This is a genomic window from Microbacterium sp. Root166 (assembly GCF_001427145.1).
Taxonomy (GTDB): Bacteria; Actinomycetota; Actinomycetes; order Actinomycetales; family Microbacteriaceae; genus Microbacterium.
Genome location: NZ_LMGL01000001.1, coordinates 793,083 through 819,262 on the forward strand (window position 1 = coordinate 793,083; position 26,180 = coordinate 819,262).

27 protein-coding genes and 1 riboswitch are annotated in these 26,180 nt (G+C 72.3%); of the genes, 10 read left to right on the top strand and 17 right to left on the bottom strand.

What is annotated here, in order from left to right; translation table 11 throughout:
- Nucleotides 1–11: 11 nt before the first annotated feature.
- Nucleotides 12–794, bottom strand: coding sequence for an enoyl-CoA hydratase/isomerase family protein (locus ASD56_RS03530; protein WP_055961224.1), 783 nt, complete (start codon nucleotides 792–794; stop codon nucleotides 12–14).
- An 8-nt stretch (nucleotides 795–802) separates the two neighbouring features.
- Nucleotides 803–1,564, bottom strand: a complete 762-nt coding sequence (locus tag ASD56_RS03535; protein ID WP_055961227.1) for an SDR family NAD(P)-dependent oxidoreductase — start codon at nucleotides 1,562–1,564, stop codon at nucleotides 803–805.
- A 166-nt stretch (nucleotides 1,565–1,730) separates the two neighbouring features.
- On the opposite strand from ASD56_RS03535, the gene ASD56_RS03540 reads away from it, so the two are divergent.
- Nucleotides 1,731–2,456, top strand: coding sequence for an aminoglycoside 3'-phosphotransferase (locus ASD56_RS03540; RefSeq protein WP_055961230.1), 726 nt, complete (start codon nucleotides 1,731–1,733; stop codon nucleotides 2,454–2,456).
- Entirely contained in the window at nucleotides 2,453–2,965 is a 513-nt protein-coding gene (locus ASD56_RS03545; protein ID WP_055961237.1) for an SRPBCC family protein, read from the top strand. The genes ASD56_RS03540 and ASD56_RS03545 overlap by 4 nt, the downstream gene beginning before the upstream one ends.
- A 39-nt stretch (nucleotides 2,966–3,004) precedes the next feature.
- Here ASD56_RS03545 and ASD56_RS03550 read toward each other — a convergent pair whose 3' ends face one another.
- From ASD56_RS03550 to ASD56_RS03560, 3 genes are all read right to left on the bottom strand, one after another.
- A complete protein-coding gene (locus ASD56_RS03550) occupies nucleotides 3,005–3,793 on the bottom strand; it encodes an energy-coupling factor transporter transmembrane component T family protein (protein ID WP_055961240.1) in 789 nt (262 codons plus the stop codon).
- A complete protein-coding gene (locus ASD56_RS03555; protein ID WP_235565503.1) occupies nucleotides 3,790–5,250 on the bottom strand; it encodes an ABC transporter ATP-binding protein in 1,461 nt (486 codons plus the stop codon). Before ASD56_RS03555 ends, ASD56_RS03550 begins: the two co-directional genes overlap by 4 nt.
- 1 nt (nucleotide 5,251) lies before the next feature.
- Nucleotides 5,252–5,893, bottom strand: a complete 642-nt coding sequence (locus ASD56_RS03560) for an ECF transporter S component (protein ID WP_055961243.1) — start codon at nucleotides 5,891–5,893, stop codon at nucleotides 5,252–5,254.
- Nucleotides 5,887–5,996: riboswitch (TPP riboswitch) on the bottom strand. Its footprint overlaps the gene before it by 7 nt.
- Before the next feature lie 37 nt (nucleotides 5,997–6,033).
- Between ASD56_RS03560 and ASD56_RS03565 the strand changes: the two genes are divergently transcribed.
- Nucleotides 6,034–7,617 carry a D-alanyl-D-alanine carboxypeptidase family protein gene (locus ASD56_RS03565; protein WP_055961247.1) on the top strand — a complete coding sequence of 528 codons (1,584 nt, stop codon included), beginning with the start codon at nucleotides 6,034–6,036 and terminating at the stop codon, nucleotides 7,615–7,617.
- A gap of 31 nt (nucleotides 7,618–7,648) precedes the next feature.
- On the opposite strand, the gene ASD56_RS03570 is transcribed toward ASD56_RS03565, so the two are convergent.
- Both ASD56_RS03570 and ASD56_RS03575 read right to left on the bottom strand, forming a co-directional pair.
- Nucleotides 7,649–8,584, bottom strand: coding sequence for a DnaJ domain-containing protein (locus ASD56_RS03570; protein ID WP_055961251.1), 936 nt, complete (start codon nucleotides 8,582–8,584; stop codon nucleotides 7,649–7,651).
- Between the two features lie 79 nt (nucleotides 8,585–8,663).
- On the bottom strand, nucleotides 8,664–9,725 hold the full coding sequence (locus tag ASD56_RS03575; RefSeq protein ID WP_055961255.1) for an enoyl-CoA hydratase/isomerase family protein: 1,062 nt from the start codon (nucleotides 9,723–9,725) through the stop codon (nucleotides 8,664–8,666).
- 104 nt (nucleotides 9,726–9,829) lie between these two features.
- Between ASD56_RS03575 and ASD56_RS15940 the strand changes: the two genes are divergently transcribed.
- Together ASD56_RS15940 and ASD56_RS03585 are read left to right on the top strand one after the other, a co-directional pair.
- A complete protein-coding gene (locus tag ASD56_RS15940; protein ID WP_082541226.1) occupies nucleotides 9,830–11,446 on the top strand; it encodes an ATP-binding cassette domain-containing protein in 1,617 nt (538 codons plus the stop codon).
- Entirely contained in the window at nucleotides 11,443–12,261 is an 819-nt protein-coding gene (locus ASD56_RS03585; protein ID WP_055961257.1) for an ABC transporter permease, read from the top strand. The genes ASD56_RS15940 and ASD56_RS03585 overlap by 4 nt, the downstream gene beginning before the upstream one ends.
- Before the next feature lie 54 nt (nucleotides 12,262–12,315).
- Here ASD56_RS03585 and ASD56_RS03590 read toward each other — a convergent pair whose 3' ends face one another.
- Nucleotides 12,316–12,774, bottom strand: a complete 459-nt coding sequence (locus tag ASD56_RS03590) for a hypothetical protein (protein ID WP_055961260.1) — start codon at nucleotides 12,772–12,774, stop codon at nucleotides 12,316–12,318.
- 103 nt (nucleotides 12,775–12,877) lie between these two features.
- Here ASD56_RS03590 and cofG point away from each other — a divergent pair, with 103 nt between their 5' ends.
- From cofG to ASD56_RS03615, 5 genes are all read left to right on the top strand, one after another.
- Nucleotides 12,878–15,271 carry a 7,8-didemethyl-8-hydroxy-5-deazariboflavin synthase CofG gene (gene cofG, locus ASD56_RS03595; protein ID WP_055961263.1) on the top strand — a complete coding sequence of 798 codons (2,394 nt, stop codon included), beginning with the start codon at nucleotides 12,878–12,880 and terminating at the stop codon, nucleotides 15,269–15,271.
- Nucleotides 15,268–16,752, top strand: coding sequence for a flavin-containing monooxygenase (locus ASD56_RS03600; RefSeq protein WP_055961266.1), 1,485 nt, complete (start codon nucleotides 15,268–15,270; stop codon nucleotides 16,750–16,752). Before cofG ends, ASD56_RS03600 begins: the two co-directional genes overlap by 4 nt.
- On the top strand, nucleotides 16,749–17,762 hold the full coding sequence (fgd, locus tag ASD56_RS03605) for a glucose-6-phosphate dehydrogenase (coenzyme-F420) (protein ID WP_055961269.1): 1,014 nt from the start codon (nucleotides 16,749–16,751) through the stop codon (nucleotides 17,760–17,762). The genes ASD56_RS03600 and fgd overlap by 4 nt, the downstream gene beginning before the upstream one ends.
- Entirely contained in the window at nucleotides 17,759–18,466 is a 708-nt protein-coding gene (gene cofC / locus ASD56_RS03610; protein ID WP_082541227.1) for a 2-phospho-L-lactate guanylyltransferase, read from the top strand. The genes fgd and cofC overlap by 4 nt, the downstream gene beginning before the upstream one ends.
- A 103-nt stretch (nucleotides 18,467–18,569) precedes the next feature.
- On the top strand, nucleotides 18,570–19,004 hold the full coding sequence (locus tag ASD56_RS03615; RefSeq protein WP_055961272.1) for a cupin domain-containing protein: 435 nt from the start codon (nucleotides 18,570–18,572) through the stop codon (nucleotides 19,002–19,004).
- A gap of 17 nt (nucleotides 19,005–19,021) precedes the next feature.
- Here ASD56_RS03615 and ASD56_RS03620 read toward each other — a convergent pair whose 3' ends face one another.
- The 9 genes from ASD56_RS03620 to ASD56_RS03660 form a co-directional block, all read right to left on the bottom strand.
- Complete coding sequence (locus tag ASD56_RS03620; protein WP_055961276.1) at nucleotides 19,022–19,762, bottom strand: sulfite exporter TauE/SafE family protein; 741 nt, start codon at nucleotides 19,760–19,762, stop codon at nucleotides 19,022–19,024.
- A gap of 1 nt (nucleotide 19,763) precedes the next feature.
- Nucleotides 19,764–20,756, bottom strand: coding sequence for a 2-phospho-L-lactate transferase (cofD, locus tag ASD56_RS03625; RefSeq protein ID WP_055961279.1), 993 nt, complete (start codon nucleotides 20,754–20,756; stop codon nucleotides 19,764–19,766).
- A gap of 14 nt (nucleotides 20,757–20,770) precedes the next feature.
- Nucleotides 20,771–21,604, bottom strand: a complete 834-nt coding sequence (locus ASD56_RS03630; RefSeq protein ID WP_055961282.1) for a uroporphyrinogen-III synthase — start codon at nucleotides 21,602–21,604, stop codon at nucleotides 20,771–20,773.
- Nucleotides 21,605–21,776: 172 nt separating this feature from the next.
- Nucleotides 21,777–22,055, bottom strand: a complete 279-nt coding sequence (locus ASD56_RS03635) for a hypothetical protein (protein WP_055961285.1) — start codon at nucleotides 22,053–22,055, stop codon at nucleotides 21,777–21,779.
- The gene (locus tag ASD56_RS03640) at nucleotides 22,045–22,446 is read right to left on the bottom strand and encodes a phage holin family protein (protein ID WP_055961287.1); all 402 of its coding nucleotides are present in this window, start codon (nucleotides 22,444–22,446) and stop codon (nucleotides 22,045–22,047) included. Before ASD56_RS03640 ends, ASD56_RS03635 begins: the two co-directional genes overlap by 11 nt.
- A 1-nt stretch (nucleotide 22,447) precedes the next feature.
- Entirely contained in the window at nucleotides 22,448–22,849 is a 402-nt protein-coding gene (locus ASD56_RS03645; protein WP_055961290.1) for a hypothetical protein, read from the bottom strand.
- A gap of 100 nt (nucleotides 22,850–22,949) precedes the next feature.
- Nucleotides 22,950–24,419, bottom strand: a complete 1,470-nt coding sequence (locus ASD56_RS03650) for a protoporphyrinogen/coproporphyrinogen oxidase (protein ID WP_442922376.1) — start codon at nucleotides 24,417–24,419, stop codon at nucleotides 22,950–22,952.
- 42 nt (nucleotides 24,420–24,461) lie between these two features.
- On the bottom strand, nucleotides 24,462–25,196 hold the full coding sequence (locus tag ASD56_RS03655; RefSeq protein ID WP_055961298.1) for an ABC transporter ATP-binding protein: 735 nt from the start codon (nucleotides 25,194–25,196) through the stop codon (nucleotides 24,462–24,464).
- Entirely contained in the window at nucleotides 25,193–26,161 is a 969-nt protein-coding gene (locus ASD56_RS03660; protein WP_055961301.1) for an ABC transporter ATP-binding protein, read from the bottom strand. Before ASD56_RS03660 ends, ASD56_RS03655 begins: the two co-directional genes overlap by 4 nt.
- Between the last annotated feature and the right edge of the window lie 19 nt (nucleotides 26,162–26,180).

Genomic DNA, 26,180 nt, shown 5'->3' on the forward strand with positions numbered 1-26,180 from the left:
TCTCCTCATGGTCAGCTGCGCGCTGCGCGCTTGGCGGATGCCGCGGCGAATGCCGCGATGCGGGCCTGCGCTTCGCGGGTCTCGAAGTGCGAGCCTATGGACTCCGCCTCGTCCTCGAGGTTCTCGGCGAACGAGCGCCCGGCGCCGATGCGCACGAGTCGCTTCGCATTGCCGAAGGCGGCCGTGGCGTTGGAGAGCCAGAACTGCGCGATCTCTTCCGCACGTCCGGCGATCTCCTCGGCAGGGAGCACCTCGGCCACCAGTCCCCACTCGAGCGCCTCGGCGGCGGAGAGCGTGCGGTCCTGCAGCAGCAGCTGGAGCGCCCGGCGCTGGCCGATCGCGGCGGGCAGCAGCGTCGACACGCCCAGGTCGGGGGTGAGGCCGATGTTCGCGTACTTGCTGACGAACTTCGCCGAGTCGGCCGCCACGATGTAGTCGGCCGTGAGCATCAGGCCGAGGCCCCCGCCGGCGACAGCGCCCTGCACGGCCGCAACGATGGGCTTGTCGGACAGCGCGAGCGTGCGGATGCCCTCGTGGATGACGTGCGCCGCTCCCGTGACGTCGGCGGCGGAGGCCCCCGAGGTCGCCATCGCGACGACGTCGCCGCCCGCGCAGAACGCCGGGCCTGCGGCATCCAAGATCACCGCCCCCACTGCGGGGTCGCTCGTGACCTCACGGGCGACGTCGCGCCAGCGCGCGCCCATCTCGAAGTCCATGGCGTTGAGGTACGCCGGACGGTTGAAGGTCACGCGCGCGAGGCCCGCGTCGACGTGGAGGAGGATCGAGTCGCTCATGTGAGTCCTTACTTGGGAGCCATACGGATCGCGCCGTCGAGACGGATCGTCTCGCCGTTCAGGTAGCCGTTGTCGACGATCGCCATCACCAGACGCGCGTACTCGTCGGGCTTGCCGAGGCGCTGCGGGTACGGCACCTGCTGACCCAGCGAGTCCTGCGCGGCCTGGGGTAGCCCCATCAGCATGGGCGTCTCCATGATCCCCGGAGCGATCGTCAGGACCCGGATGCCGTACCGTGCGAGTTCGCGCGCGATCGGGAGCGTCATGGCGTGCACGCCGCCCTTGCTCGCGGCGTACGCGGGCTGACCGATCTGGCCGTCGAAGGCCGCGACGCTCGCGGTGTTGACGATGACGCCCCGGTCGCCGTCGGCCGTGGCGTCGGTGCGGGCCATGACGGCCGAGGCCTGGGCGACGACGTTGTAGGTGCCGATGAGATTGACGCGGATGATCTTCTCGAAGCCGGCGAGCGGGGTGGGCTCGCGCTCGCGGTCGAGCACCTTCGCCGGCGGGGCGATGCCGGCGCAGTTGACGACCACGCGCAGCGGTCCCGCCGCGATGGCCATGTCGACGGCGGCGGCGACCTGCTCGGGATCCGTGACGTCAGCCGGGGCGAACGTGCCCCCGAGCTCGGCGGCGACGTCGGCACCCGCAGAGCCCGGGAGGTCGACGATCGTGACGGCGGCGCCCGCGGCGCTGAGGCGTCGCGCGGTGGCGAGACCGAGTCCGCTCGCGCCGCCGGTGACGAGCGCCGAGGCGTCGGTGAGGTCCATGTGCTCTCCTTCGAACCAAGACATTGCATCCCACCATAGGCGGGACTCAGTCTCACGACGAAACCGGTGCCCGCCCCACGGATGTCACGACCCAGGCTAGACGTTGGCGCCTCCCGGTGACACGGCGTCGTCGACCGAGTGCGCAGCGTTCGTGTTGGATGGAGCGATGTCGATTCCGATCGGTGATGTCCCCATCCCGCACCGGGTCCGCGAGCTCGCGCGGGGGGCCGGCATCCTGCCGGTCTGGCGGAACGGCTATGGCGGGCTCACCTTCCGCACGAACGACGGCAGGTACATCAAGTTCGGACGGCGCAATGCCGAGTCGTCACTGGCCGACGAGACGGTTCGCCTCGAATGGGCCGGTCGATGGATCCGTGTGCCGCATGTGCTGGAATCCGGCGCCGACGACACCCATGAGTGGCTGGTGACGCGCGCGATACCCGGAGAGAGCGCCGTCTCGCCGCGCTGGCTGGCCGACCCGGCGAAGGCCGTGCGGGCGGTGGGCGAAGGGCTGCGGGCGCTGCACGACGCGCTGCCGGTCGCCGAGTGCCCGTTCGAGTGGGACGTGCCGTCCAGGATCGCCAATGCGGCGGGCCGAGGCATCCGTGTTCCGAGCGCTCTGGCTGAAGCGCCGCCCATCGACCTGCTGGTCGTGTGTCATGCGGACGCCTGTTGCCCGAACACGCTCCTCCACGAGGACGGGCGGTGGGCGGCCCACGTCGACCTCGGTCTGCTCGGCACCGGCGACCGCTGGGCGGACATAGCCGTGGCGTCGATGAGCACCGAATGGAACTATGGACCCGGATGGGAGGAATCCCTTCTCGAGGCCTACGGCGTCGCGCCAGACGGCGAGCGCCTTTCGTACTACCGAGATCTCTGGAACGCGACATGACCGAGCACGACGGCATCACCGGAACCGTCACCGATATCGACGGAGCGCCGAACCTGGTGCTGACACGGACGTTCGCAGCCCCCGCGGCCGAGGTGTGGCGGGAACTGACCGAGTCGGACCGTCTGGAGCGCTGGATCGGGCGCTGGGAGGGCGACCCCCAGAGCGGACGCGTCGTCTTCTTCATGACCGCCGAGGGTGAGGAGCCGATCCCCGAGGAGTACACGATCCTCGAGTGCGACCCGCCCCGCCGCTTCGCGGGAGACACCTCTGCCGGCACCGGTTCGTGGCATCTGTGGTTCGAGCTGATCGACAAGGGCGAGGCGACGCTGCTGGTGTTCGGGCAGCGGCTCAATCCGGGCGAGGACGTCGGCTCGATCGGGCCCGGCTGGGAGTACTACCTCGACCGTCTCGTCGCCGTGCACAAGGGACGGGATGCCGGCACCGTCGCGTGGGATCGCTACTTCCCCGCGATGCAGGCGGCCTATCAGTCGCTGGTCGCCGCAGGCTGACCCGGCCGGCTCACTCGGCGCGGCTCACTCCGGTCCGGCTCACTCCGGTCCGAGGATGAAGTTCCATGTGCCTGCGGCGATCGCCGAGGCTACGGCGACGAGCGCGATCCCCAACCCCAGCGCCATGAGTCCCCACTCCGGCCACCCGAAGTGCGACTCGCGAGCCCAGGTGCGCGGGCCCGGCGCCCCGAAGCCCCGGGCCTCCATCGCCGTGGCGAGCTTGGACCCCCGCCGGATCGAGAGCACCAGCAGCGCGAACGCCATGCCGAAGAAGCGCCGCAGCCGGCCGCGGTCCGCCACCCCGCGCGCCCGGCGCGCGAGTTCGAGCGCCCGCCAGTCGTCGAGGAACAGGCCGACCATGCGCAGCCCGGCGAGTGCGCCGAGCACGAAACGCGCCGGCAGCCGGACGATCTGAGCCAGGCCGTCGGCGAGATCGGTGGGGTCCACGGTGACGAACAGCACGACCGACGGCAACGCGATCGCGAGCACCCGCAGCATCGTGGCGAGCGCCAGTTCGAGCGACCCCTCGCTGATCTGCACGAGGAACCAGTCGACGTAGACCTCGCCGGAGGTCTGCCCGTACAGCGCGATGGTGACCGCAGTCAGCGGCGCGGCGAGCCAGACCGGCCAGGTGCGCGCCCAGAACTCGCGCCAGCCGAGCCCCGCGAACGGCAGCAGCAGGCACTCCAGGACCAGGGCGACCGCGGCCGACACCCAGTCCAGCGTGAGGATGAGCGGCAGCGCGATCAGCGCGCTCGCGCCGAGCTTCGCGACGGGGTTGATGCGCGAGACGGCACCCGTCCGCGCCCGCGAATCGAGGAGCGTCATCGCGTCACCCCGGTCAGCTCGTACTGCTCGGCGTGGAGCGCGGGCGCGACCTCCGGGTCGTGGGTGATGGTGACGATCGCGCTGCCCTCGTCACGCAGGCCTGCGAGGAGGGCGACGAGTTCGGCCCAGGTGCGCGCGTCCTGCCCGAACGTCGGCTCGTCGAGGACCAGCACCCGGGGCCGGGTGGCGAGGGATGCCGCGACCGTGAGTCGTCGCTTCTCCCCGCCTGACAGCGTGTAGGGGTTGGCCTCCGCGAGGCGGTCCAGGCGCAGCCGCACCAGCAGGTCGTCCACTCGCTCCGAGGTCTCGGCCGGGGAGAGGCCGAGGGCGCGGGGGCCCACCTCGAGCTCAGCCCGCACCGTCGACGCGAGCAGCTGATGCTCCGGGTCCTGGAACACCGTGCCGATGCGGGTCAGCAGGTCTCGGGATGACCAGCGGATGGGTGTCGGGGATGCCCCGGCCGCCAGCTCCGGCGCGGCGACCACATCCCCCGCGGCGGCGGGGATGAGCCCGGCGAGCGTGAGGCCGAGCGTCGACTTTCCGGCACCGTTGCGGCCCGTGATGGCGAGCACCGCGCCCTCGCGGACATCCAGATCGATGCCGGCCGCGACGGGCTCGCCCTTCACCCGCTGGACGCTGAGCCCGCGCGCCGACACCAGCGGCGCACCGCTCGCGCGTATCGGTGCGGGCGGCAGTGCCGGCGGGATGCCGGGAACCCAGACTCCTGCCGCCGCAAGCGCCGGGCCGTTGCCTCCCAGGACCTCGGCGGGGACGCCGTCGGCGATCACGCCGCCCTCGCCGAGCACGATGACCCGCGTCACCAGCGGGAGCCAGACGTCGACCCGATGCTCGACCACGACGAGGGTGGCATCGTGGGCCTGGAGCATGCGACCGACCGCGTCGCGCACATCGGCCACTCCGACCGGATCGAGGTTCGCCGTCGGCTCGTCCAGCAGCACCAGGCCGGGTCGCATGGCCAGCGCTCCCGCGAGCGCGAGCCGCTGCTTCTGCCCGCCCGAGAGTGCCTTGGTGGGGCGATCGAGCGGAACATCGAGCCCGACCGCGTCGAGGGCATCGCCCACACGGCGCCAGATCTCGTCGCGCGGGACGCCGAGGTTCTCGCAGCCGAACGCGACGTCGTCGCCCACGCGCGCCAGGATCACCTGCGCATCAGGATCCTGCAGCACCAGACCTGCCCGCCCGCGCACCTGGGCCGCGGGCATGCCGTCGAGCAGCAGGGCGCCTTCGGACTCGCCCTCCTCAGCGCCGCCGAGCACGCCCGCGAGGCCGTGCAGCATCGTGGACTTGCCCGACCCGGACGCCCCGAGAAGGAGCACTCGCTCTCCGGGCTCGATGCGGAAAGAAGCATCCCGCACCGCCCAGGCGTGCCGCGAGGCGTGACGCCAGCCCCAGCCGCGGGCTTCGACCGCGGCGGGACCGGCCTCGAAAGCGCTCACGCTAGACGCGAGCGCGTGCCTCGCGTCCGGACGCGAAGCGATCCAGCGCGCCGGTCGCCGCGAGGCCGCGCGCGAGCACCCACGACAGCGCGCCGGCGATGACGGCGCCCGACAGGATGGTGCTGATCAGGTAGATGACCGTGAACTGCAGGTCGGCTCCGGGGAACCACAGCAACAGGTTGTTGATGCCGCCGGCGAGCGCGGCACCGGCACCGGCCAGCACGGCCACGGGGAGGGTCCAGCGCTTGTAGAAGAAGAGCAGGAAGATCAGCTCGGCACCGAGGCCCTGAACGAGGCCGGCCTCGATGGTGAGGAAGCCGCCCCACGTGTTTCCGACGAGCGCGGAGACTACAGCGGCAAGCGTCTCGGTGTAGAGCGCGGCGCCGGGCTTCCGGATGATGAGCGCGCCGAGCACGCCCGCGAACAGCCACGGGCCGTCGAGCAGCCCCTGGACGCCGGGAAGCAGCGGATCGAGCAGGGTCTTCGGACCCAGGTAGCCGATGTTCCACAGCAGGAACACGAGGCCCGATGCGACGCCGATGACGCTGGCGACGACGATGTCGACGACACGCCAGCGGAACCGGTTCTCCGGCGGTGCGGCGGGTGCCTGCGTGGACGTTTCGGTGGACGCGGACGCGTGCATTTCTTTCTCCTCCCTGCGCCGGCATGATCCGGATCAGGTTCGACGGTCGAAGCGTGGATCGCTCCCTCTCAGCCCGGCTCACCGGACTCCCGTGGTTATGCCGACGAGTATACGGCGCTTCGGGGAGGTATCTTGAGCGGGTGACTCTGGATGACCCCCCTGCTCCGACGCGCCGTGCGCGCCGGGCTCAGACGGGTGCATCCGAGGTCGTCGGCGAGAGCGCGACGACACGCGAGAGCGTCCTCACGCTCGAGCCCGAGACGGCTGCTCCGAGCAGCTCGACGGGTTCGCTGACCTCCGCCCCGACCCCGGCCGGGCCGTCGCCCAGCACCACGCCCCTCGGCCAGTTCGCCGGCCCGCGCGCGACCGGGAAGGCCGCCGCGAGCGGACACGTCGCGCTCGCCTGGGTCGACGAGCGGACGCTCTCGCGTCCCGGCGCTCCGGCCGACCTCGCCGCGGCGTCCACCGCCTACATCCCGGTCGGGACCGACCTGCTGGCCGATCCGCCGCGCCGCTCGCCGCTGCGCGCCGGGGTGGTCGTGCCGACCCTCGTGATCGCCGGCCTGGTCGGCGCCTACGCCGGCACCACCCTGCTGTGGCCGCTGCACGAGGTGGCGCCCACCGTGTCGGCCGTGCAGGTGCAGCCCGTCGCCGCGCCCGCGGCCGCATTGCCCTGGCCGGCGGTCGGAAGCGCAGCCGTCGTCGTCGACGGGGTGGGGCCCGCCGTCGCCTCGGCAGCGGACCCGGCGTCGATCGCCAGCATCACGAAGATCGTCACGGCCCTGGTCGTGCTCGACGCGATGCCCCTCGCCGCCGGTGAGCAGGGGCCCGACTACCGATTCACGCGCAGCGACTCGACCGCGTACTGGAACTACCTGCGCAACGGCGAGTCCGCGCTCGACGTCCCCGTCGGCGGCTCGCTGACGCAGTACCAGATGCTCGAGGGCATGCTCATCGGCTCGGCGAACAACTACGCCGACCGCCTCGCGAGCACCCTCTATCCATCCGACGAGGTGTTCGCCCGCGCCGCGATGACCTGGCTCACCGCGCACGGCGTCTCGGGCGTCACGATCGTCGAGCCCTCGGGGATCGACCCCGACAACACCGCGACGCCGGAGGCTCTGCTGACGCTGGCCGAGAAGGCGCTGGAGCACCCGGTGCTCGCCGAGATCGTCGCCAAGCCCGTGGTCGAACTCCCCGGGGCGGGCACGGTCAAGAACGGCAACGGCCTGCTCGCCGACCCGGGCGTCCTCGGTCTCAAGACGGGCACCCTCGACTCGTCGAACCTGCTGTCGGCGAAGCAGATCACGGTCGGAGACGTCCCGATCCGCCTCTACGCCTCGGTGCTCGGACAGCCCGACAACGAGGCGCGGCTCGCGGCATCCCGAGCTCTGTACTCCTATCTCGAACAGGACCTCCAGGTGGAGCCCTCGGTGACCGCCGGAACGCTGGCGGGGACGGTCGAGACGCCGTGGGGCGAGAGCGTGAACGTCGTCGCGGCCGGCGACGCGAGCGTGGTGCTGTGGAACGGCGGCTCAGGCGGGGTCACGAGCACCTTCGACCTCGGCGACGCCCGCACCGACGGCGCGAAGGTCGGCGAGCTCGAGGTGGACGGCCCGCTGAACGACGCGACGGTCGACCTGCTGCTCGCCGACGAGATCGAGGGCCCGAGCATCTGGTGGCGTCTCACCCACCCGCTCCACCTCTTCGGCCTGGCCGACTGAACGCGATCGCCGCGGAACGGAGCCTCCCAGGTCAGGCGAACCGGACGGCCTGCTGCAGTCTCGTGCGCGCGTCGAACACCTCGTTGCCCCCGACCGGGCGGACGCCGGTGATGCCTCGGCGCAGGACGGTCGACAGCGCTCCGCGCGACACGACGGCGACCGGTGTCCCCCGCACCTTGCCGATCTCGTCGATCGCCTGCTGGACGTCGTCGTCGGGAAGCACGACGATGGCTCCGCTGAACCGGACCCCGGCGGCTCGCGCCATCCCGCGCATGCTCGCCACCAGCGACGCGATCGGGGTGCCGGCGACGCCGTCGCCGATGAGCTCGCCACGGCGCAGCCGCACCGGACCGCCGAAGTCCTCGGACAGGATGCCGTAGAGCCCGCTCGGGCCGAGGACGATGTGGTCGATCTTCCCGTCGGGATCGGCGGCGGCGCCGCGTCCCCTCGCCGGCGCGACGTCGTGCCAGACGGTGTAGCCCATGCCCAGGTCGGCGACGATGCGCGCGGTCTCCTCCTCGGCGAGGGCATCGGCGAGGAGCCGCCGCAGCTGCTGCGGAGCCGAGCGCACCAGAGCGGGGTCGTAGGGGTCGGCGAGGTCGACGCCGCGGCCCGCCCACTCGCGGATCAGCGTGAGGTACCGCTCGCGCCGCCACCCGCCCGGGTGCCCGTACGACCGTGCGCGAGGTCGCGTGTCGGGGCGAGGGGCCGGCGCGCGCCAGCCCGACCACTCAGGGGCCGGCGCTTCGCCGAACCCGTGGCCTCGGTCGTACGCCTCGCGGGCCGCGGTCGTGCCGACCAGCTCCCAGGCCCGCTGCACCTGGATGAACACGGCCGCGTCGCCGCCCGTGTCGGGGTGGGTCTGCCGCAGCCGCAGGCGGTACGCGCGTCGCAGGTCCTCCTCGGACGCGCCGGGGTCCACGCCGAGCACCTGGTACGCCGACGCGGACAGCGGACTGTCGAACACGCACCCTCCCGGAGTCTTCGGCCGCGCCTGCGGCGGAGTTCAGGCTATGCCACGTTCCCGGTGTGCCCGGCGGTTCCGGTCAGCTCCACAGCGGCGTCGCAGGCTGGAAGGCGAGAGCGGATGCCGCGACATCCGCCGGCAGTTCCGCCAAGGTCGCCGGCTGCCAGCGGGGCGAGCGGTCCTTGTCGATGACCTGCGCGCGGATGCCCTCGGGCAGATCGGGCTGGGAGGTGGCGAACCACATCACGAGGCCGTACTCCTGCTCGAGGGCCGCCCGCAGTCCGGGCAGGCCGCGCGACCGGCGCACCGATGCGAGCGTCACGGCGAGTCCGGTGGGCGACAGCTCGCCGAGCAGATCGGCGGTGGCCGATGCCTCGGGCTCGGGACGTGCGCGCAGCCGCTCGATGATCTCGAGCACGGTCTCCGCCGAGAAGGCGTCGTCGATCCACGGGCGGGCCCGCTCGAGCTTCGGCGACGCGGGCGTCTCGTCGAACAGGAGGACGATCTCCGTGGGGCTCGACGGGTCGGCCCGCGTCTCGAGCGCCTCGCGCAGGTCGTCGAGGTTCTCGGAGGGGACGTAGTAGTCGGCGAACCCGGCGTAGATCGCGTCCGAGGCGTCCATCACCGCGCCGGTCAGCCCGAGGTACTCGCCGAGGCGGCCGGGTGCGTGGGCGAGCAGCCAGGTTCCGCCGACGTCGGGCGTGAAGCCGATGCGGGTCTCGGGCATGGCGAGCTGCGATCGCTCGGTCACCACGCGGATCGCCGCGTGACCGGCGACACCGATGCCGCCGCCCATGGTGACACCGTCGGCGAGCGCGACGATCGGCTTCGGGTACTCCCGGATGCGGGCGTTCAGCGCGTACTCGTCGCGGAAGAAGAGCGCCGACTCGTCGGCATGGCCGCCCATCACGCGCTCGGCGAGGCCTCGCACGTCACCGCCCGCGCACAGGCCCCGCTCGCCTGCGCCGTCGAGGACGATGACATCGACCTCGGTGTCGGACTGCCAGGCGTCGAGCGCGGCGTGGAGCTGATGGATCATGCCGAGGTCGAGCGCGTTGATCGCGCGCGGTCGGTTGAGCGTGAGGCGTCCGAGCCCGCCCCGGGCGTGGACGAGGACGGTGGGCTCGGCGGGGTCGGTCACGCCCGCAACGTTACCGGCCGCCGTGGCGGCGCGACTTTTCCGCACGCGGCGGCGCCGTTTCCGCAAGGATATGGAAAAGCTTCCCGACGACGAGAGGGTTCGGCATGCCCGAAGGACAGGTGCTGGAATTCTCCGGCGTGACCAAGCGCTTCGGCGCCGTCACCGCGGTCTCCGGTCTCACCGCACGCGTCGAGCCGGGAGTCGTGACCGGGTTCCTCGGACCCAACGGCGCGGGCAAGACGACGTCGCTGCGCATTCTCCTCGGACTGGTCCGGGCCACCGACGGCGCTGCCACGATCGGCGGTGAGCGTTACGCCAAGCTCGCCAACCCGATGCAGACCGTCGGCGCGGTTCTCGAGGCATCCAGCTTCCACCCCGGCCGGACGGGCGCGGCCCACCTGAACGTCTACGCGCAGGCCGGACGCATCCCCAAGGGTCGCGTCGACGAAGTGCTCGGACTGGTCGGGCTCGACGACGCCGCCGGACGCAAGGTCGGCGGCTACTCGCTGGGCATGCGGCAGCGCCTCGGCCTGGCGTACGCGCTGCTCGGCGACCCGGGGGTCCTCGTGCTGGACGAGCCGACGAACGGCCTCGACCCCGAGGGGATCAAGTGGATCCGCGGCTTCCTCCGCGAGCTCGCCCGTGAAGGGCGCACGGTCTTCGTCTCGTCGCACCTGCTCTCCGAGGTGCAGCAGACGGTCGACTCCCTGCTGATCATCTCGCGCGGGCGGCTCGTCTTCCAGGGCGGCCTCGAGGACCTGGCCGATCCGGAGGAGCAGGCGACCGTCGTCGATGCGCCGGATCGTGCAGCACTCGCGGAGGCGCTTCGCGCCTCGGAGCTGCCGTTCGAGGTGCTGCGGTCCGGACTGACCGTCCGCGGCGTCGATCCGATCGAGGTCGGCCGGGCCGCCGCGGCGAGCGGCATCGCCCTGTCGTCGCTGCAGCGTCGTGGCCCGGTGCTCGAAGAGGTGTTCCTCGACCTCGTCGACGGGATCCGGGTGCACCCGAGCGCCGCGGGCGAGCCCGCCGATGCTGCGGGCGTCACCGCGATCGAGGCCGGCGCGGCCGGGATCGCAGCCGAGGCCGCACTCGCCGACGCTGAGCCTGACGGCGTCGACGAAGTGATCGCTGCCGCTCCGGTGGCCGAGAGCGAGGACGCCGAGGCCGAGCACGTCGCCGACGCACCGGCCGCTGCCGCCGTCCTCGAGTCGACGGGGACAGACGGAGAGTCGGATGCCGCGCCCGCCGTGGCCGGTGACCCCGAACTCGAAGAGCCCGAGCCGTCGCCGGAGACCGTCGCCCCGGCATCCTTCGCGGTCGCCTCCACCGGCGTGATCGACATCATCCCGACCGATGTGGGCCCCGAGCCCGAAGCGGAGCACGGCGCGGACGAGGGCGTCGAGGCCGAGGACGAGGCCGAGGAGGACGCGGACGAACCCGCCGAGCAGGTCGAAGCCGAGCCCGAGCAGGACCCCGCCGATCCCGACGACGTCGAGGAGCACGTCGTCTCCGACGCCGACGACCGCCCTTGGGAGGACTACGTCAAGACCGACGCCGACGTCGAGGCCGACCGTTTCTTCGCCGGCTTCACCGAGAGCCCCGGGCCCTCCGGGGACGACGCGGCGACGGCTGATCCGGACGCCGATGAACCACCCGGAGACGATCAAGCCGCGGACGACGGCGCCGTCACCGGAGACCACGAAGGGAGCGAGCAGCGATGAGCCTCGCCGCAGCCACGCGCTCCGAGACCACCAAGCAGTTCTCCACGTCGATGTGGTGGATCCTCGCCCTCGTCCTCGCCGTCTACGTCGGCTTCACCGCCGCGGTCCTCGGCTTCGTGTTCGCCGCGGCGGCCACCGGGTCGCTGCCCGGCGACGCTCCGCCGATGCCGGAAGAGGGCCTCGCCGGGGTCCTGTACAGCACCGCCACGGCGGTCGGCTACGTCTTCCCGCTCCTCATCGGCACGCTCATCGTCACGGCCGAGTTCCGCCACAAGACCCTCACGCCGACCTTCCTCGCGACCCCCCAGCGCGGGCTCGTGCTGTGGGCCAAGATGCTCGCCGGCCTGCTGCTCGGCGTGCTCTACGGCGTGATCGGGATCGCGGCATCCGTCGGCGCCTCCGCCGGCTTCCTCGCGGGCTGGGGGCTGAACACGGAGTTCGACTCCGTCGACACGTGGGCGCAGATCGGCCGCATGCTGATCGCCTACGTGCTCTGGGTCCTGATCGGCATCGGCGTTGGCGCGGTCGTGCGCAACCAGGTCGGCGCGATCGTCGGCGTACTGGTGTTCACGCAGTTCCTCGAGCCCGTGGGCCGGGCCGCGGCCGCGTTCGTGGACGGGCTGTCCGAGGTCACCCAGTTCCTCCCGGGAGCCGCCAGCGACGCACTCGTGGGCGCCAGCGTCTTCGCCATGAGCACGCCGCCCGGCGGCGTGGCGACGCTCGAATGGTGGCAGGGCGGCCTCGTGCTGCTCGGCTACGCCGTCGTGCTGGTCGTCGTCGGGCACCTGGTCAGCTGGCGCCGCGACGTCAGCTGACGCGAGCGTTCGCCGGGTCGAGCCCACGTCGACCCCACGTGGGGAGCGGGCTCGTCAGACGGCGGGCGCGGGGCTGGGCGCCTTGCGCGCCCGCGGCTTCTTGACGGTCGGGATCGTGGCGGTCTCGGCGGCGATGTCGACGACGTCGGCGGCCTGCTCGGCCCCCTCGACCTGCAGCGACTGAACGAGCGCGAGGCCGTGACGCGTGGTGAGGATGACGCGTTGGAACTGCGGATGCCCGTCGAGGTCGATGACGACGCTCGGCCGGCGACGGCGGATGATCGCGAAGTCCTCGCCGCCGGCGGACTTCCACGTGCCCATGGCGACCACACCGCGCAGATGCGTGCCGGGGCTGGGAACACCGCGGAGCCAGGTCCACGCGTCGTCTGTGAGCTGCACCTTCGCGATGGTCGACCGCTCGATCACGACATTCCCCTTGCGGAATGCCATGACCCGTTCGGCGCCGGAGAGCACCACTTCGAGCTGCGTCGAGTCGAGCAGCAGGGTGACCATGGCCCTAGTCTGCCAGCGCGAGCGGCGGTTCGTGGGGCCATTTGCTCACAGGAGGGCAACGATCCCCGGCGCCGCCCGTGGTGCGCGGTGCGAGACTGGTTCGGTGACCTCCCTGGCATCCGACGTCGTCCCCCGCGCGGACGTCGGGCGCGCACTCGATCGCGCAGCCGGCGGCGAGCGCATCGAGGCCGCGGATGCACGGGCGCTCCTGGGGGCTTCCGGGCCGGATCTCGACCGTCTGCTCGAGCGCGCAGGAGCCGTTCGCGACGCGGGGCTCGCGGCATCCGATCGACCCGGCGTGATCACGTACTCGCGCAAGGTGTTCGTCCCGCTGACCACGCTGTGCCGGGACCGCTGCCACTACTGCGTGTTCGTGGACACCCCCGGCCAGCTGCTCAAGAAGCACAAGCCGGCGTACATGTCGCCCGACCAGGTGCTCGCCGTCGTGCGGCAGGGTCAAGCGATGGGCTGCAAGGAGGTGCTGCTGACGCTCGGCGACCGGCCGGAGGACCGCTGGCCCGAGGCCCGCGCCTGGCTCGACGAGCACGGCTTCGCGTCGACGCTCGACTACGTCGGGCACATCGCCCGGCTCGTGACCGCCGAGACCGGTCTGCTCGCGCACCTCAACCCCGGCGTGATGAGCGCCGAAGAACTGCGGATGCTGCGCCCCACCGCCCCCTCGATGGGCATGATGCTCGAGACGACCTCGCGGCGCCTCTTCGAGGAGCCGGGGCAGGTGCACTTCGGGTCGCCCGACAAGGACCCTGCCCTGCGCCTCAGCGTGATCGACGCCGCGGGACGCGAGCGGATCCCCTTCACCACCGGGATCCTGGTCGGTATCGGCGAGACCCTTGAGGACCGCGCCGAGTCGCTCATCGCGATCCGTGACGCCCACGAGCGGCACATGGTCGGCGGGCAGGGCCACGTGCAGGAGGTCATCGTCCAGAACTTCCGCGCCAAGCCGCGCACGGCGATGCAGGGCGCGCCTGACGCCGAGCTGCTCGAGTACGTCGCGGCGGTGGCCGTGGCCCGGCTCGTGATGGGACCGCGGATGCGGATCCAGGTGCCGCCCAACCTGTCCGACCCCGCGGAGTTCGAGCTGCTGATCCGCGCCGGCGCCGACGACTGGGGCGGCGTCTCGCCGCTCACAGCCGACCACGTCAATCCCGAGCGTCCCTGGCCGCACCTCGACGACCTCGCCGCCCGCACCGCCGAGCTCGGCTTCGAGCTGCGCGAGCGGCTGACGGCGCAGCCCGAGTTCGTGGTCGACGCGGCCACCTGGATCGACCCGGTCCTACAGCCGGCCGTGGCTGCGCTCGCCGATCCCGAGACCGGCCTCGCCGCGATCGGCGTCGGAAATTCAGGAGAAACGCCGCGGCGACCCGCCCACGACGGGCCCGGGGCACCGGATCTCCTGAATTCTCGACGCTCCGGCGTCGCGAGTCTCGCGGAGGCCGCGGCAGCCGACCCGCTCGCCCTCGACGACGCCGAGTGGGTGACGCTGCTCGAGGCGACGGGCGCCGACCTCGACGCTCTCACCGCGGCGGCCGACGACGTCCGCCGCTACACCGTCGGCGAGGCCGTGAGCCTCGTCGTGAACCGCAACCTCACCTCGTCCGGCCTGCGCCGCGTCAGGGCCGAAGATCCGGCGACATTCACGCTCGACGATGTCGGCGCCATCGCGGCCGACGCGTGGGACCTCGGCGCCACCGAGCTGTGCGTGCAGGGGCTCCTCCCCCGTGACGCCGACCCGGCCGGGTACCTCGACATCGGCCGCGCCGTGAAGGCGGCGGCCCCCGGCATCCATCTCCATGCCTACCGTCCGCAGGACGTGCGCGACCTCGCCGACCGCGGCGGACTCGGGCTCGACGGCGCGCTCGCCGCGCTGCGCGAGGCGGGCGTCGACACGGTGCCGGGCACCGGAGTCAAAGTGCTGAGCGAGCGCGTCCGCGGGCTCGTGGCGCCCGGCGACCTCGAGATCGACGCCTGGATCGAGGGAATCGTCGCCGCGCATCGCGCCGGCCTGCGCTCGACCTCGGTGATCTTCTACGGCCACGTCGAGACCGCGGCCGAGCGCATCGCCCACCTGCGAACTCTCCGGGTGATCCAGGACGAGACGCGCGGCTTCACCGAGTTCGTCCCCATCCCCCTGCCCGGCGCTGCCGGCGGGGTCCCGCTCGTCGTCGCGCGTGCGCCGATCGACGAGCACCGGGCGATGGTGGCGGTGTCGCGGCTGCTGCTGTCGGGCAGCATCCCGCATATCCAGATCCCGTGGACGCGCGTCGAGCGCGCAGCAGCCGCTGTCCTGCTGCAGTCCGGAGGGGATGATCTCGGCGGCACCCTGCTCGACGGTCGCGTGAAGCCCGAGGCGGGCATCGAGCACGGTCAGGAGCTGCCCGTGGCGGATGCCGAGGCCATCGCCGCGCGTCTGTTCCGGCCGTTCCGCCTGCGCTCGACGGACTACCGCGAGTCGCCCCGGCCCGGGAGCCCGCGGTGAACACCACGCGGGTCGAGGTCGCGATCGTCGGCGCCGGGTTCGCCGGCCTCGGCATGGCGATCGCGCTCCGCCGCGCCGGGCGCGAGGACTTCGTCGTGCTCGAGCGGGGCACCTCCGTCGGCGGCACCTGGCGCGACAACACGTACCCCGGCGTCGCGTGCGACGTGCCCTCGCACCTGTACGGCTTCACGTCGCACCCCAACCCGAACTGGTCGGGGACCTACGCGACCGGGGCCGAGATTCACGCGTACCTCGAGCACGTCGCGGCGACCGAGGGCCTCGGCGATCGCCTGCGCCTGGGCACCGCGATGCAGTCGGCGGACTGGGATGCCGAGCACGAGGTCTGGCGGATCGGCACCTCGGCGGGAACGGTGCTCAGCGACTCGCTCGTTCTGGCGTGCGGCCGGCTCACCGAGCCGTCGATCCCCGGGATCGCCGGCCTCGGCACGTTCACCGGCCCCCTGTTCCACTCCGCCCGCTGGGACCACACCGCCGAGCTCGCCGGCGCCCGCGTCGCCGTCGTCGGCACCGGCGCGAGCGCGGTGCAGCTGGTGCCCGAACTCGCGGCGATCGCCGCGCACGTCACGGTGTTCCAGCGCTCCCCGGCATGGATCGTCCCGCGCGGCGGCGAGGTCTATCCCCCGGAGCTCCGCGCGCGGTTCGCCGCCGCCCCGGAGCAGCTCGCCGGCCTTCGCGCCGAGCTGTTCGCCGAGGGCGAGGCCCGCTTCGCCTCGCGGTCCGGCGATGCCGAGGCTGCGGCATCCGCTCAGGCGATCGCGCTCGCCCACCTCGAGGCGCACGTCGCCGACCCCGCGCTGCGCGCCGCGCTCACCCCCGACTACGCCTTCGGCTGCAAGCGGGTGCTGCTCTCGGACGACTTCTATCCCGCCGTCGCCTCCGACCGCGTGACGCTCGTGCCCGAGGCGCTCACCGAGGTCGCGGGGTCGACGGTCAGGGGCGCGGACGGCTCACTGCACGAGGTCGATGCCATCGTGCTCGCGACGGGCTTCGCCTCGACACAGCAGCCGTATGCCGAGCTCATCCGCGGCGAGCACGGCGCGACACTCGACGGCCACTGGTCGCACGGCATGACGTCGTTCGCCTCGACCGTGGTCGCCGGCTTCCCGAACCTGTTCGTCCTCAACGGCCCGAACGCGTCGCTCGGCCACTCGTCGTCCGTGTTGATGATCGAGGAGCAGGCGGCCTACACCGCCCGCGCCCTCGACCTGCGCGAGAGCGCCGGGGGCGTGCTGCGCGTGCAGGCGTCGGCTGAGGCGGCTTACACCGATGAGATCGCAGCGGCCGCGGCATCCACTCCCTGGATCGCCGGGGGATGCCGCAACTGGTACGTCGACGAGCGCTCGGGGCGGCTGACACTGCTGTGGCCCGGGACGGTCGATGCCTTCCGGGCGCGGCTGGCCCGCGCGGACGGCTCGGAGTTCGAGGCGCTTCCGGCGCCCCTCGAGAGGAGACTGGCATGACCATCCCGCTGCGCTTCGGCTACAAGGCGTCCGCCGAGCAGTTCGGCCCGACCGAGCTGCTCGACTACGCGATCCTCGCCGAGGAGGTCGGGTTCGACTCGGTCTTCATCTCGGACCACCTGCAGCCCTGGCTGCACGAGGGCGGTCACGCCCCGGCATCCGTCCCCTGGCTCGGCGCGCTCGGCGCGCGCACCTCGAAGGTGCTGATCGGCACGTCGGTGCTGACGCCGACGTTCCGGTACAACCCCACCGTGGTCGCGCAGGACTTCGCGACGCTCGGGGTTCTGAACCCCGGCCGGGTGATCCTGGGCGTCGGCACCGGCGAGGCGCTGAACGAGGCCAATCTCGGCCTCGCGTGGCCTGATCCGCCCGAGCGGTTCCAGCGGCTCAAGGAAGCGATCGGCTTGATCAAGCGCCTGTGGTCCGAGGATCGGGTGAACTTCGAGGGCACGTACTACACCGCGCGCAACACCACGATCTACGACCGGCCCGAGCAGCCGGTGCCGATCTACATCGGCGCCGCCGGCCCGGCCGCGACCCGCCTCGCGGGACGCATCGCGGACGGCTTCATCACCACGAGCGGAAAGAAGCAGGAGCTCTACACCGAGACCCTGCTGCCGGCGCTGCGCGAGGGGCTGGAGAAGGCGGACCGGGCGCCCGATGCCATCGACACGCTCATCGAGGTGAAGGTCTCGCTCGATCGGACGGTCGACGCAGCGCGCGAGAAGACCCGGTTCTGGGCGCCGCTCGCGCTCACGCCCGAGGAGAAGATGGGCGTTGACGACCCGATCGAGATGCAGCGCCTCGGCGAGCAGCTCCCGATCGAGCGGACCGCTTCGCGCTTCATCGTGTCGGACGACCCCGACGAGCACGTCGAGAAGATCGGCTGGTACATCGATCTCGGCTTCCGCCACCTCGTGTTCCACGACCCGGGGCACGATCAGGCGGCGTTCCTGCGCCGCTACGGCGAGGAGATCCTGCCGCGGCTGCGCGCGAAGTACGGCGCGTGACGGGCTGGTTCCGGCGGCGCTCGCGCGGGCAGGCGTCGGACGGGTCGCCCACGCCCAGCCCGTCGCCGGGTCCGTCGCCCACACCGCCCGCCCGGTGGATCGTCGTGGTGCCGGTCAAGCCGTCCGCGCGCGGAAAGTCGCGGCTCGAGGTCCCCGGCGTCGACCGCAGCGACCTCGCCCGCGCGATCGCGCTCGACACCCTGGCGGCGGCGACGGCGTGCGAGGCCGTGCTGCAGGTGGTCGTGGTGACCGACGACCCGGCGCTCGCGCGCGAGGCCGCCATGATCCCGGCGCTCCGGTTCGTGCCCGAGGGGGAGAGCCGCGGACTCGACGCGGCCGTGGCCACGGGCGTCGCGGCGGTGGACCCGCAGGGACGGATGCCGCGCGCCGCGCTGCTCGGGGACCTGCCGTCGCTGCGACCGGACGACCTCGCCGCAGCGCTGCGGGCCGCGGCATCCGTCGATCGTGCCGTGGTCGCCGACGCCGAAGGCACCGGCTCGACGCTGGTCACGGCGGGGCCGGGCGTGGAATGGGAGTCGTCGTTCGGCGACGGGTCCTTCGCCCGGCACGTCGCCTCCGGCTGCACGGCTTTGGAGATCCCGGATGCCTCGACCCTGCGCCGCGACGTCGACACCGCCGATCAGCTCGAGACCGCGGTGTCGCTCGGCGTCGGCCCCCGCACCGCTGCCGCCCTCGGCGCGTGACCCTTGCTCCGCAGTCAGGATCTGCTGCGAACTCGGCAGTGAAGCTGCGGAAACTGACTGCCGAACGGAATGTGCCGCACTCCGGCGCTACTAGCCTGGCGGCATGAGCGACTACGAAGTGCTGGAGATGGGCGGGCTCGACCAGTGGCGGGCGCACTACGGCGGTTTCCGGCCCGACAGCTCGCGCGACGGCCGGCGCATCGTCGACCACGACATGACGATGCAGTTCATCGGCATGTCCGCGAATGCCCTGGAGCCGGGCGAAGAGGCCGGCTACTGGCACACCCACTCCCGCGTCGAGGAGCTCTACGTCTTCCTCGAGGGCGAAGGCCAGATGGGGCTCGACGACGAGGTCGTCGACGTGCACCCGGGTTCGGTCGTGCGGGTCGGCCAGAACATCTGGCGCACCTGGCGCGCGACCCCCGACAGCCCGGGACAGCTGCGGTGGCTGTGCATCCGGGCGGGCGGGTACGAGCTGCCCCACTTCCCCGACGACGGCGAGCGCGACAACGACCGCCCGTCGCCCTGGGTCGACTGAAACGGCACGGCTCGGTCTCAGAGCAGCAGGTACACCGCTCCGACGACGGTGAACACGATCACGAGCCGCTCGAAGACCCGCTGGTCGATGCGATCGGCGATCCAGCGGCCGAGCAGCGCGCCGACCACGACGAGGGGGACGAGCACCGCGTCCAGCGCCAGCCCCGGCACGGTGATGATGCCCAGCCCGATCGAGAAGGGCACCTTGAAGAGGTTCACGATCGCGAAGAACCAGGCAGCGGTCCCGAGGAACTCCTTCACCGGGAAGCGGGCCGCGAGGAAGTACATCGACATGACGGGCCCGGCAGCGTTGGCGACCATCGTGGTGAAGCCGCCGAGGGTCCCGTAGGTCGCGGCCGCGACGCGGTGCGGCCCGTCGTCGGCCACCGCGGCCCCGAACCGCCGCCGCAGCATCGTCACGGCGATGACGAGGAGCAGGATCACCCCGATCGTGCGCTTCACCCAGGCGTCGTCGGCGAACGCCAGGAACACGACGCCCGCGAGCACGCCCACGACCACCGCGGGCGCCAGTCGCAGCAGCGCCTTCCAGTTCGCGTGCCGCCGGTACATGGCGACGGCGAACAGGTCGGCGACGATCAGCAGCAGCAGCAGCGTCCCCGTCGACTGCCTCGCGGGCAGCACCGCCGCGAAGAGGGCGACCGCGATCGTCCCGGCCCCCGGGATCCCCGTCTTCGACAGTCCGACGATCAGCGCGGCCACGGCGAGCGCGGCCCACGCGAACCAGGTCAGCTCGGGCACGTCAGAGGCCGGCCGTCACGAGCGCGGCCTCGGCGAGAGCCGCCGAGCGCGCGGCATCCGTCATCCACAACGGCGTGACGAGCGAGCGGATGCCGAGCCCCGCGACCGCGGCGGCGAGAGGTTCGTCCTCCTCGGCGATCAGCCAGGCGTCGAGCAGGCCGTCCGCGCCGCGCGAGCCGTAGTGCTCGGCCACGGCGGAGGCCGACGTCTCGACGCCGATCGCCGCCAGGCAGACATCGGCCATGCCGCGCACGACGCGTCCGCCGATCACCGGCGACAGCCCGACCACGGGCGCACGCCCGGCGCGCAGCGCATCCCTGATCCCCGGCACGGAAAGGATCGGACCGATCGAGACCACCGGGTTCGAGGGCGCCAGCAGCACCACGTCGGCTTCGGCGATCGCCTCCAGCACACCGGGAGCGGGCACGGCCGAGGAGATGCCGGGATTGTCGAAGCGGACGGGCTCGAGCGTCGCGCGGAAGCGCGTCCACCACTCCTGAAAGTGCATCGAGCGGATGCCGTCACCCTCGCGCACCGTCACCACGGTGTCGACCTCGGCATCGGTCATCGGCAGCAGCCGTGCGCCCAGGTCCCATCGGGCCGCCATGCGCTCGAGCACCTGCGAGGGCGCGAGCCCCTCGCGCAGCCAGCCGGTGCGGGCGAGGTGGGTGCCCAGGTCGAGGTCGCCGAGCGTGAACCAGGGCCATCCCGCGCCCCAGGCCCGCAGCTCCTCGTTCACCCGCTCGGTGTCGCCGGCCCGGCCCCAGCCGCGTTGGGCGTCGTTCACGCCGGCCAGCGCGTAGGTGATCGAGTCGACGTCGGGCTGCAATCGCACGCCCGACAGCCACAGGTCGTCGCCGGTGTTCACGACCACGGTCAGCGCGGCGGCGGTGTCGTCGATCCCGCGTTCCCGCAGGGCCGTTCTCATGCCGAGCACGAAGCGGGAGCCGCCCACGCCGCCCGCGAGGACGACGACGCGAGGCGCCGGAGTCATGCCCGCACTCGCGGTCAGTCCTGCCGGGGCAGACGCAGCACGCCGGTGCGCGGGGCGAACTCGTCGGCCGCGTGCGGCAGCGAGAACCGGGCGACCGCGTCGATGAGGGCGGCGACGGTCTGCGTCTCGGCGACGACGTCGACCTCGAGGCCGGCGCGCTCGGCGTCCTTCGCGGTGCGCGGACCGATGGCCGCGATCAGGGTCGTCTCGGGGACGTCGGGGAACTGCTCGTGCACCTGCTGGGCGACCGACCCGCTGGTGACGAGGATCGCATTGATGCGCCCGGAGCGGACGTCCTCGGCGATGCGGTCCGTCACGGGCACGCCGACGGTCCGGTACGCGACCACGCTGCGGACCCGGTGTCCTGCGGCGGCGAGCATCTCGGTCAGCACGGGCTTGGCGATCTCACTGCGGAGCGTCAGGATGTCGCGGGCCTCGGGCTCGAGCGCGATGAGCTGCTCGGCCATGCCCGCCGCAGAGTTGTCGCGTTCGGGGACGAGGTCGACACGGTAGCCGACCGCCTGAAGAGCTGCCGCGGTGGTCTCGCCGACGGCGGCGATCTTCGTGGTCGCCGGCACGACCGCGCGGTACGCGTAGAGCACATCGACGGTCGTCGCGCTGGTGACCGTGAGCCAGTCGAAGACACCTGACGCGAGGTCGGCGAGCGACTTCTCGAGTGCGGCGATGTCTTCGGTGGGAGCGAAGTTGATGAGCGGGGCGATGACGGGCGTCGCGCCCTGGCTGCGCAGAGTGGCTGCGACACCGTCGCCCCAGGGACCGCCGCGGGGCACGAGGACGCGCCAGCCCGTGAGGGGCTTGGCGGGCACGTGCTGGTGGGCTGTGTTCATTGGGGTCGACTCTCGTGGTGCTCAGTCGGCCGCCCCGGAGTCCGAGCAGCCGATGCGCGAACTGAATCGGGTTCGCTCGATCGACAGCATCCGCACCATTGCACTGCCTCTGCTTCCGAGCATACCCCTGGTCCTGCCGGAGTGTCCGTTCGGTGTCCGGTCGCCCGGAGCCTCAGCGGGTGTAGAGCCGCACGAAGCCCCAGACGATTCCGCCGACGAGGGCCGCGGCCGCCACGACGGCCGCAGAGGCCAGCGCCGGGTTGCGTCGCTGGAAGGTCTTGGCCTTCGAGATGGAGTCGTCGATCGCCACAGCCACCCGGCGCGGGACGTTCCCCTTGACCTCGATGGCCGCGAGCGCCGCCTTGAGTTCGGCACGGGCCTGTTCGACCGGGTCGGTGATTCCGAGCTTCACCGCGGTGCGGGGCAGGGGCACGGGCGCGTCAGAACTCATCGCGCACCTCCTTCACGTCTTGGGCGATCGCCTGGACCGGGTTCTGGCGCGCTCCGATCTTGCGGAAGCGCAGGATGCCGAGCAGCGCCAGGATCGCCGTCACGATGAGCATCGCGAAGAAGACGACGAGCGCGGACAGCCACACCGGCCACCACGATGACAGCCCGGCGATGATGAAGGTGCCGAGGACCGGCACCGCCCAGAACAGCACGAACAGCGCGGCGAACATCCACAGCGCACCCCAGCCGCCGTCCTTCGCCGTGCGGGCCGCCCACTTCTTGGCGGCTTCGACCTCGGCGATGACGAGGTTGCGGACGAGTTCGGGGATGTCACCGATCAGGGTGAGCAGGCTGTCGTCGGCGCGGTCCTTGAATCCACGCGGCGAGGTCACGTCACGCCCCGCCTCGGCCCGCGGCGGGCGTGTCTCCGGTCGCGTCGTCGATCAGGTCGTCGACGGCGTCCTTCGCAGCCTTCGCGGAGGTCTTGGCGGCGGTGCCGACGTCGTCGGCCTGATCCTTGCTCACCTTGATGGCGGCATCGAGCTTCTGGCCCGGGCTGCCCTTGGACGTGGCGGCGCGGGTGACTTTGACGGCCGAGTCCCACAGCGTGCTGGGCAGGGCCATCGCGGTCGATGCCGCGAAGTCCTTCACCTTGCCGACCTGCTCCTGCACCGGGTCCATGTTCCAGACCTTCAGCCACTGGCCTTTGATCTGTTCGTAGCGTTCGCGACCGGCTCTAGTGCCGAGTACGTACCCGATGGCGATTCCGATGACGAGTCCTGCTTTGCCCCTCATGGGGTCTCCTCACGCTCGGTGGTGCGCCTGATGACCATCCCAGGGTAGCCCTGTATTCCGATTCCGGCATCCACCCTTGACAAGCGCCGTGGCGAGGCGTTCAGTTCGAGCGGGAAGCCCCGAACAGCGCCGCCCGGCGCACGCTCTCAGCCTGCTCCCGTGCGTCGGCGACGACCCGCTCCAGCCCGCTCCCCGACAGCCAGGCGCCGAGCGCGGCGAGGCCGGGACGGGCCCGCACGGCGTCGCGCACGGCGTCGGTGCGTTCGCGCAGACCGAACGCCGAGTCGGGTGCAGCGAGGACGAACGAGCCGTGGTGCACCGCGCGGATCGACTGCTCGCCGAGGGCGACGCCCAGGAGAGCGGATGCCTCGGCCCGGCCGAGCGCGGCGATGTCAGCGGGCGCGAGCCCGTCGGTGGCGGCGGCAGCGCCGCGCTGCGCGTCGAACGCGACGCTCAGCACGTGACGTGATGTCCCGGCGGCCGTGGCCAGCCACTCCCATCGAGCGGTCTGGTGGACGAGTCCCGAGGCGCGCAGCGCCCCGGGGACGGCGTAGACCTCGACTCCAGCCGACGCGTCGAGCGCGGGCTCGTCGACCACGAGCGTGACGATGTCGCGGCGGGGCGCGGCATCCGTCATCGACTCGTCGAGCGCAGCGGGCAGATGCGGGGAGAGCAGGCCGCGAGCGGTGACGTCGTCGGTCGCGACGAACAGCGCATCGGCGGGAGCGAGGGGGACGACGTCGGCGTGCGCCTCGTGCCCGACCACCCAGCGGCCCTTCTCGTCGGGGGCGATCGAATCCACCCGCACGCCGGTGTGGAGCGTCGCGCCGAGCGAGCCGAGGCGCTCCACCAGGGCGTCGACGATCCGGCCGAGCCCGCCCTCGAGGCTCTGGTAGGAGGCTTTCCGGCGATCGACGAGCACATCGGCCACGGCTCCGCCGAGGGAGCCGGTGCGGGTGAGGGCGGCGCCGAGACCGGGTGCCGCGATGGTCACGTCCACATGCTCGGGGCGGATGCCGAAGCGGCCGGCGGTCAGCGGGGCCACCATGCGCTCGAGCACCGCATCGCCCATGCGGGTGCGCACGAGCTTGGCGAGGTTGCGCTCCTTGCCGATCGTGAGCGGCGGGCGCAGCCGGTCGAGGTAGGCGCGCCAGGCGCCGTTCCAGCCGATGAAGCGGCGGACGCCGGCATCCCACGGATTCGCGGGGATGCCGAGCAGCGACTGGGCCGGGACGGGTGCCGCGCCGCCCTTGGCGAGCCCGGTGATCCACACGCCGGAGGCACGAGCCTCGACGACGCTCGCGCCGAGACCGAGCTCGTCGACCAGTGCGCTCATCGCTCCCCCGGCCGACCAGCAGGTCGCACCCGTGTCGACCGGCAGTCCGTCGAGCTGCACCGTCGCGATGGTTCCGCCGAAGCGGTCGGACGCCTCGAGCACGGTGACCGGCATCCCGACCTTGGCGCATTCGAGCGCGGCGGCGAGGCCCGCGATGCCGCCGCCGATCACCACGACGTGCGTGCGATGGGCGTGGGTGGCGAGTTCGTCGAGGAGTTCAGGGCCGTCGGTCACGGCATCCATCCTCCCATCCGCCGTGGAGAGGACCCTGGGCGATCAGGCGGTCTCTGCGCGCTGCTGCCGCGCCTCGGCGCGCGTCCGCGGCGCGGCGGCGGTGGCCGAAGTGACGCGGCCGTCGTGCAGCTCGATGACGCGGTCCGCCCGCTGCACGAGCAGCGGGTCGTGGGTGGAGACGACGGCGGCAAGGCCCTGGGTATGGACGAGGTCGCCGATGAGGTCCATCACGGTGGCGGCGGTGCGGGAGTCGAGCTGTCCGGTCGGCTCGTCGGCGATGAGCACGCGGGGGCGGGCGGCGATCGCGCGCGCGATGCCCACGCGCTGCTGCTGGCCGCCCGAGAGCTCGCCGGGGCGCTGGGCCGCGTGATCGGCCAGGCCCACCAGCCGGAGGGCGTCGGCGACGCGCTCGTCGCGCTCGGCAGCGGGCGTGCGCGAGATGCGGAGCGGCAGCTCGACGTTCTCCGCCGCCGAGAGGATCGGGATGAGGCCGAAGGACTGGAACACGAACCCGAGGCGCTCGCGCCGCAGCTCGGCCAGGGCATCCTCGTCGAGGTCGGTGGCGTCGACCTCGCCGATCCACACCCGGCCGGACGTGGGCCGGTCGAGGCCGCCCAGCAGGTTGAGGAGCGTGGTCTTGCCGGCACCCGAGGCGCCGCGCACGACGACGAGCTCGCCCTCGGCCACCTCGATGTCGATGTCGACGCACGCGTGCACCTCGCCGGCGGCGGAGCGGAAGGTGCGCGAGAGCTGCTCGCCACGGAGCGCGATGCTCATGAGGACTCCTCGGTCGGCGCGGGTTCGGTCGTTGCAGGCGCGTCGGCCTCCGGCGCCTCGGCTCGCCTGCCGGGCCACACGCCGACGTGGTCGGGCTCGAGCGCCAGGCGCACGCGCTCGCGCAGGTCGAGCGCGGTGACGAACTCGTCGGGCAGCTGGAGGCGGCCGACGCGGTCGACCACCGCGTACTCTTCGGCGACGTGCTGTTCGGCGCCGTGCTCGTCGGTGCGGGTCGAGCGCAGCACCTCGGTCGAGGTGCGTCCGTCGCGGATCTGGACTGTGCGGGCGACGTGCTCCGAGACCGACGGGTCGTGCGTCACGATGAGCGTCGTCACCCCGAGCTCGCGGTTCACCGAGCGCATGGCCTCGAGCACGTGGGCGCTCGTGGTGTCGTCGAGCTCGCCGGTGGGCTCGTCGGCCAGGAGCACGCGCGGGCGGTTCGCGATGCCCACCGCGATGGCGACGCGCTGCTGCTCGCCGCCTGACATCTCGGCGGGCCGGCGGTCGGCGCAGTGCCCCACCTCGAGCAGCTCGAGCAGCTCGGCGACCCTGGTGCGGCGCGCGGCCGAGCCGCGCACGTCGCGCGTGATCGACAGCGCCGCGGCGACGTTCTCACTCGCCGAGAGGTACGGCAGCAGGTTGCGGGACGTCTGCTGCCAGACGAAGCCCACGCTGCGGCGCCGGAACTCGACGCGCTCCTTCTCCTTCATGGTGAGGAGGTCGTGGCCGGCGACGTGCGCGACGCCCGCCGTGGGCTGGTCGAGGCTCGACAGGATCGACAGCAGCGTCGACTTGCCCGAGCCCGAGGCTCCGACGACGGCGACGAGCTCGCCGGGGTCGACGCGCAGGTTCAGGCCCTGCAGCGCCTGGACCTCGACGCCCGGGCCGCTGCCCGAGGAGACCTTGAAGATCCGCACGAGGTCGACGCACAGGATGTCGGCGTCAGATGCACTCACGACGGCCATGCTCCCATCCTTTCCACGA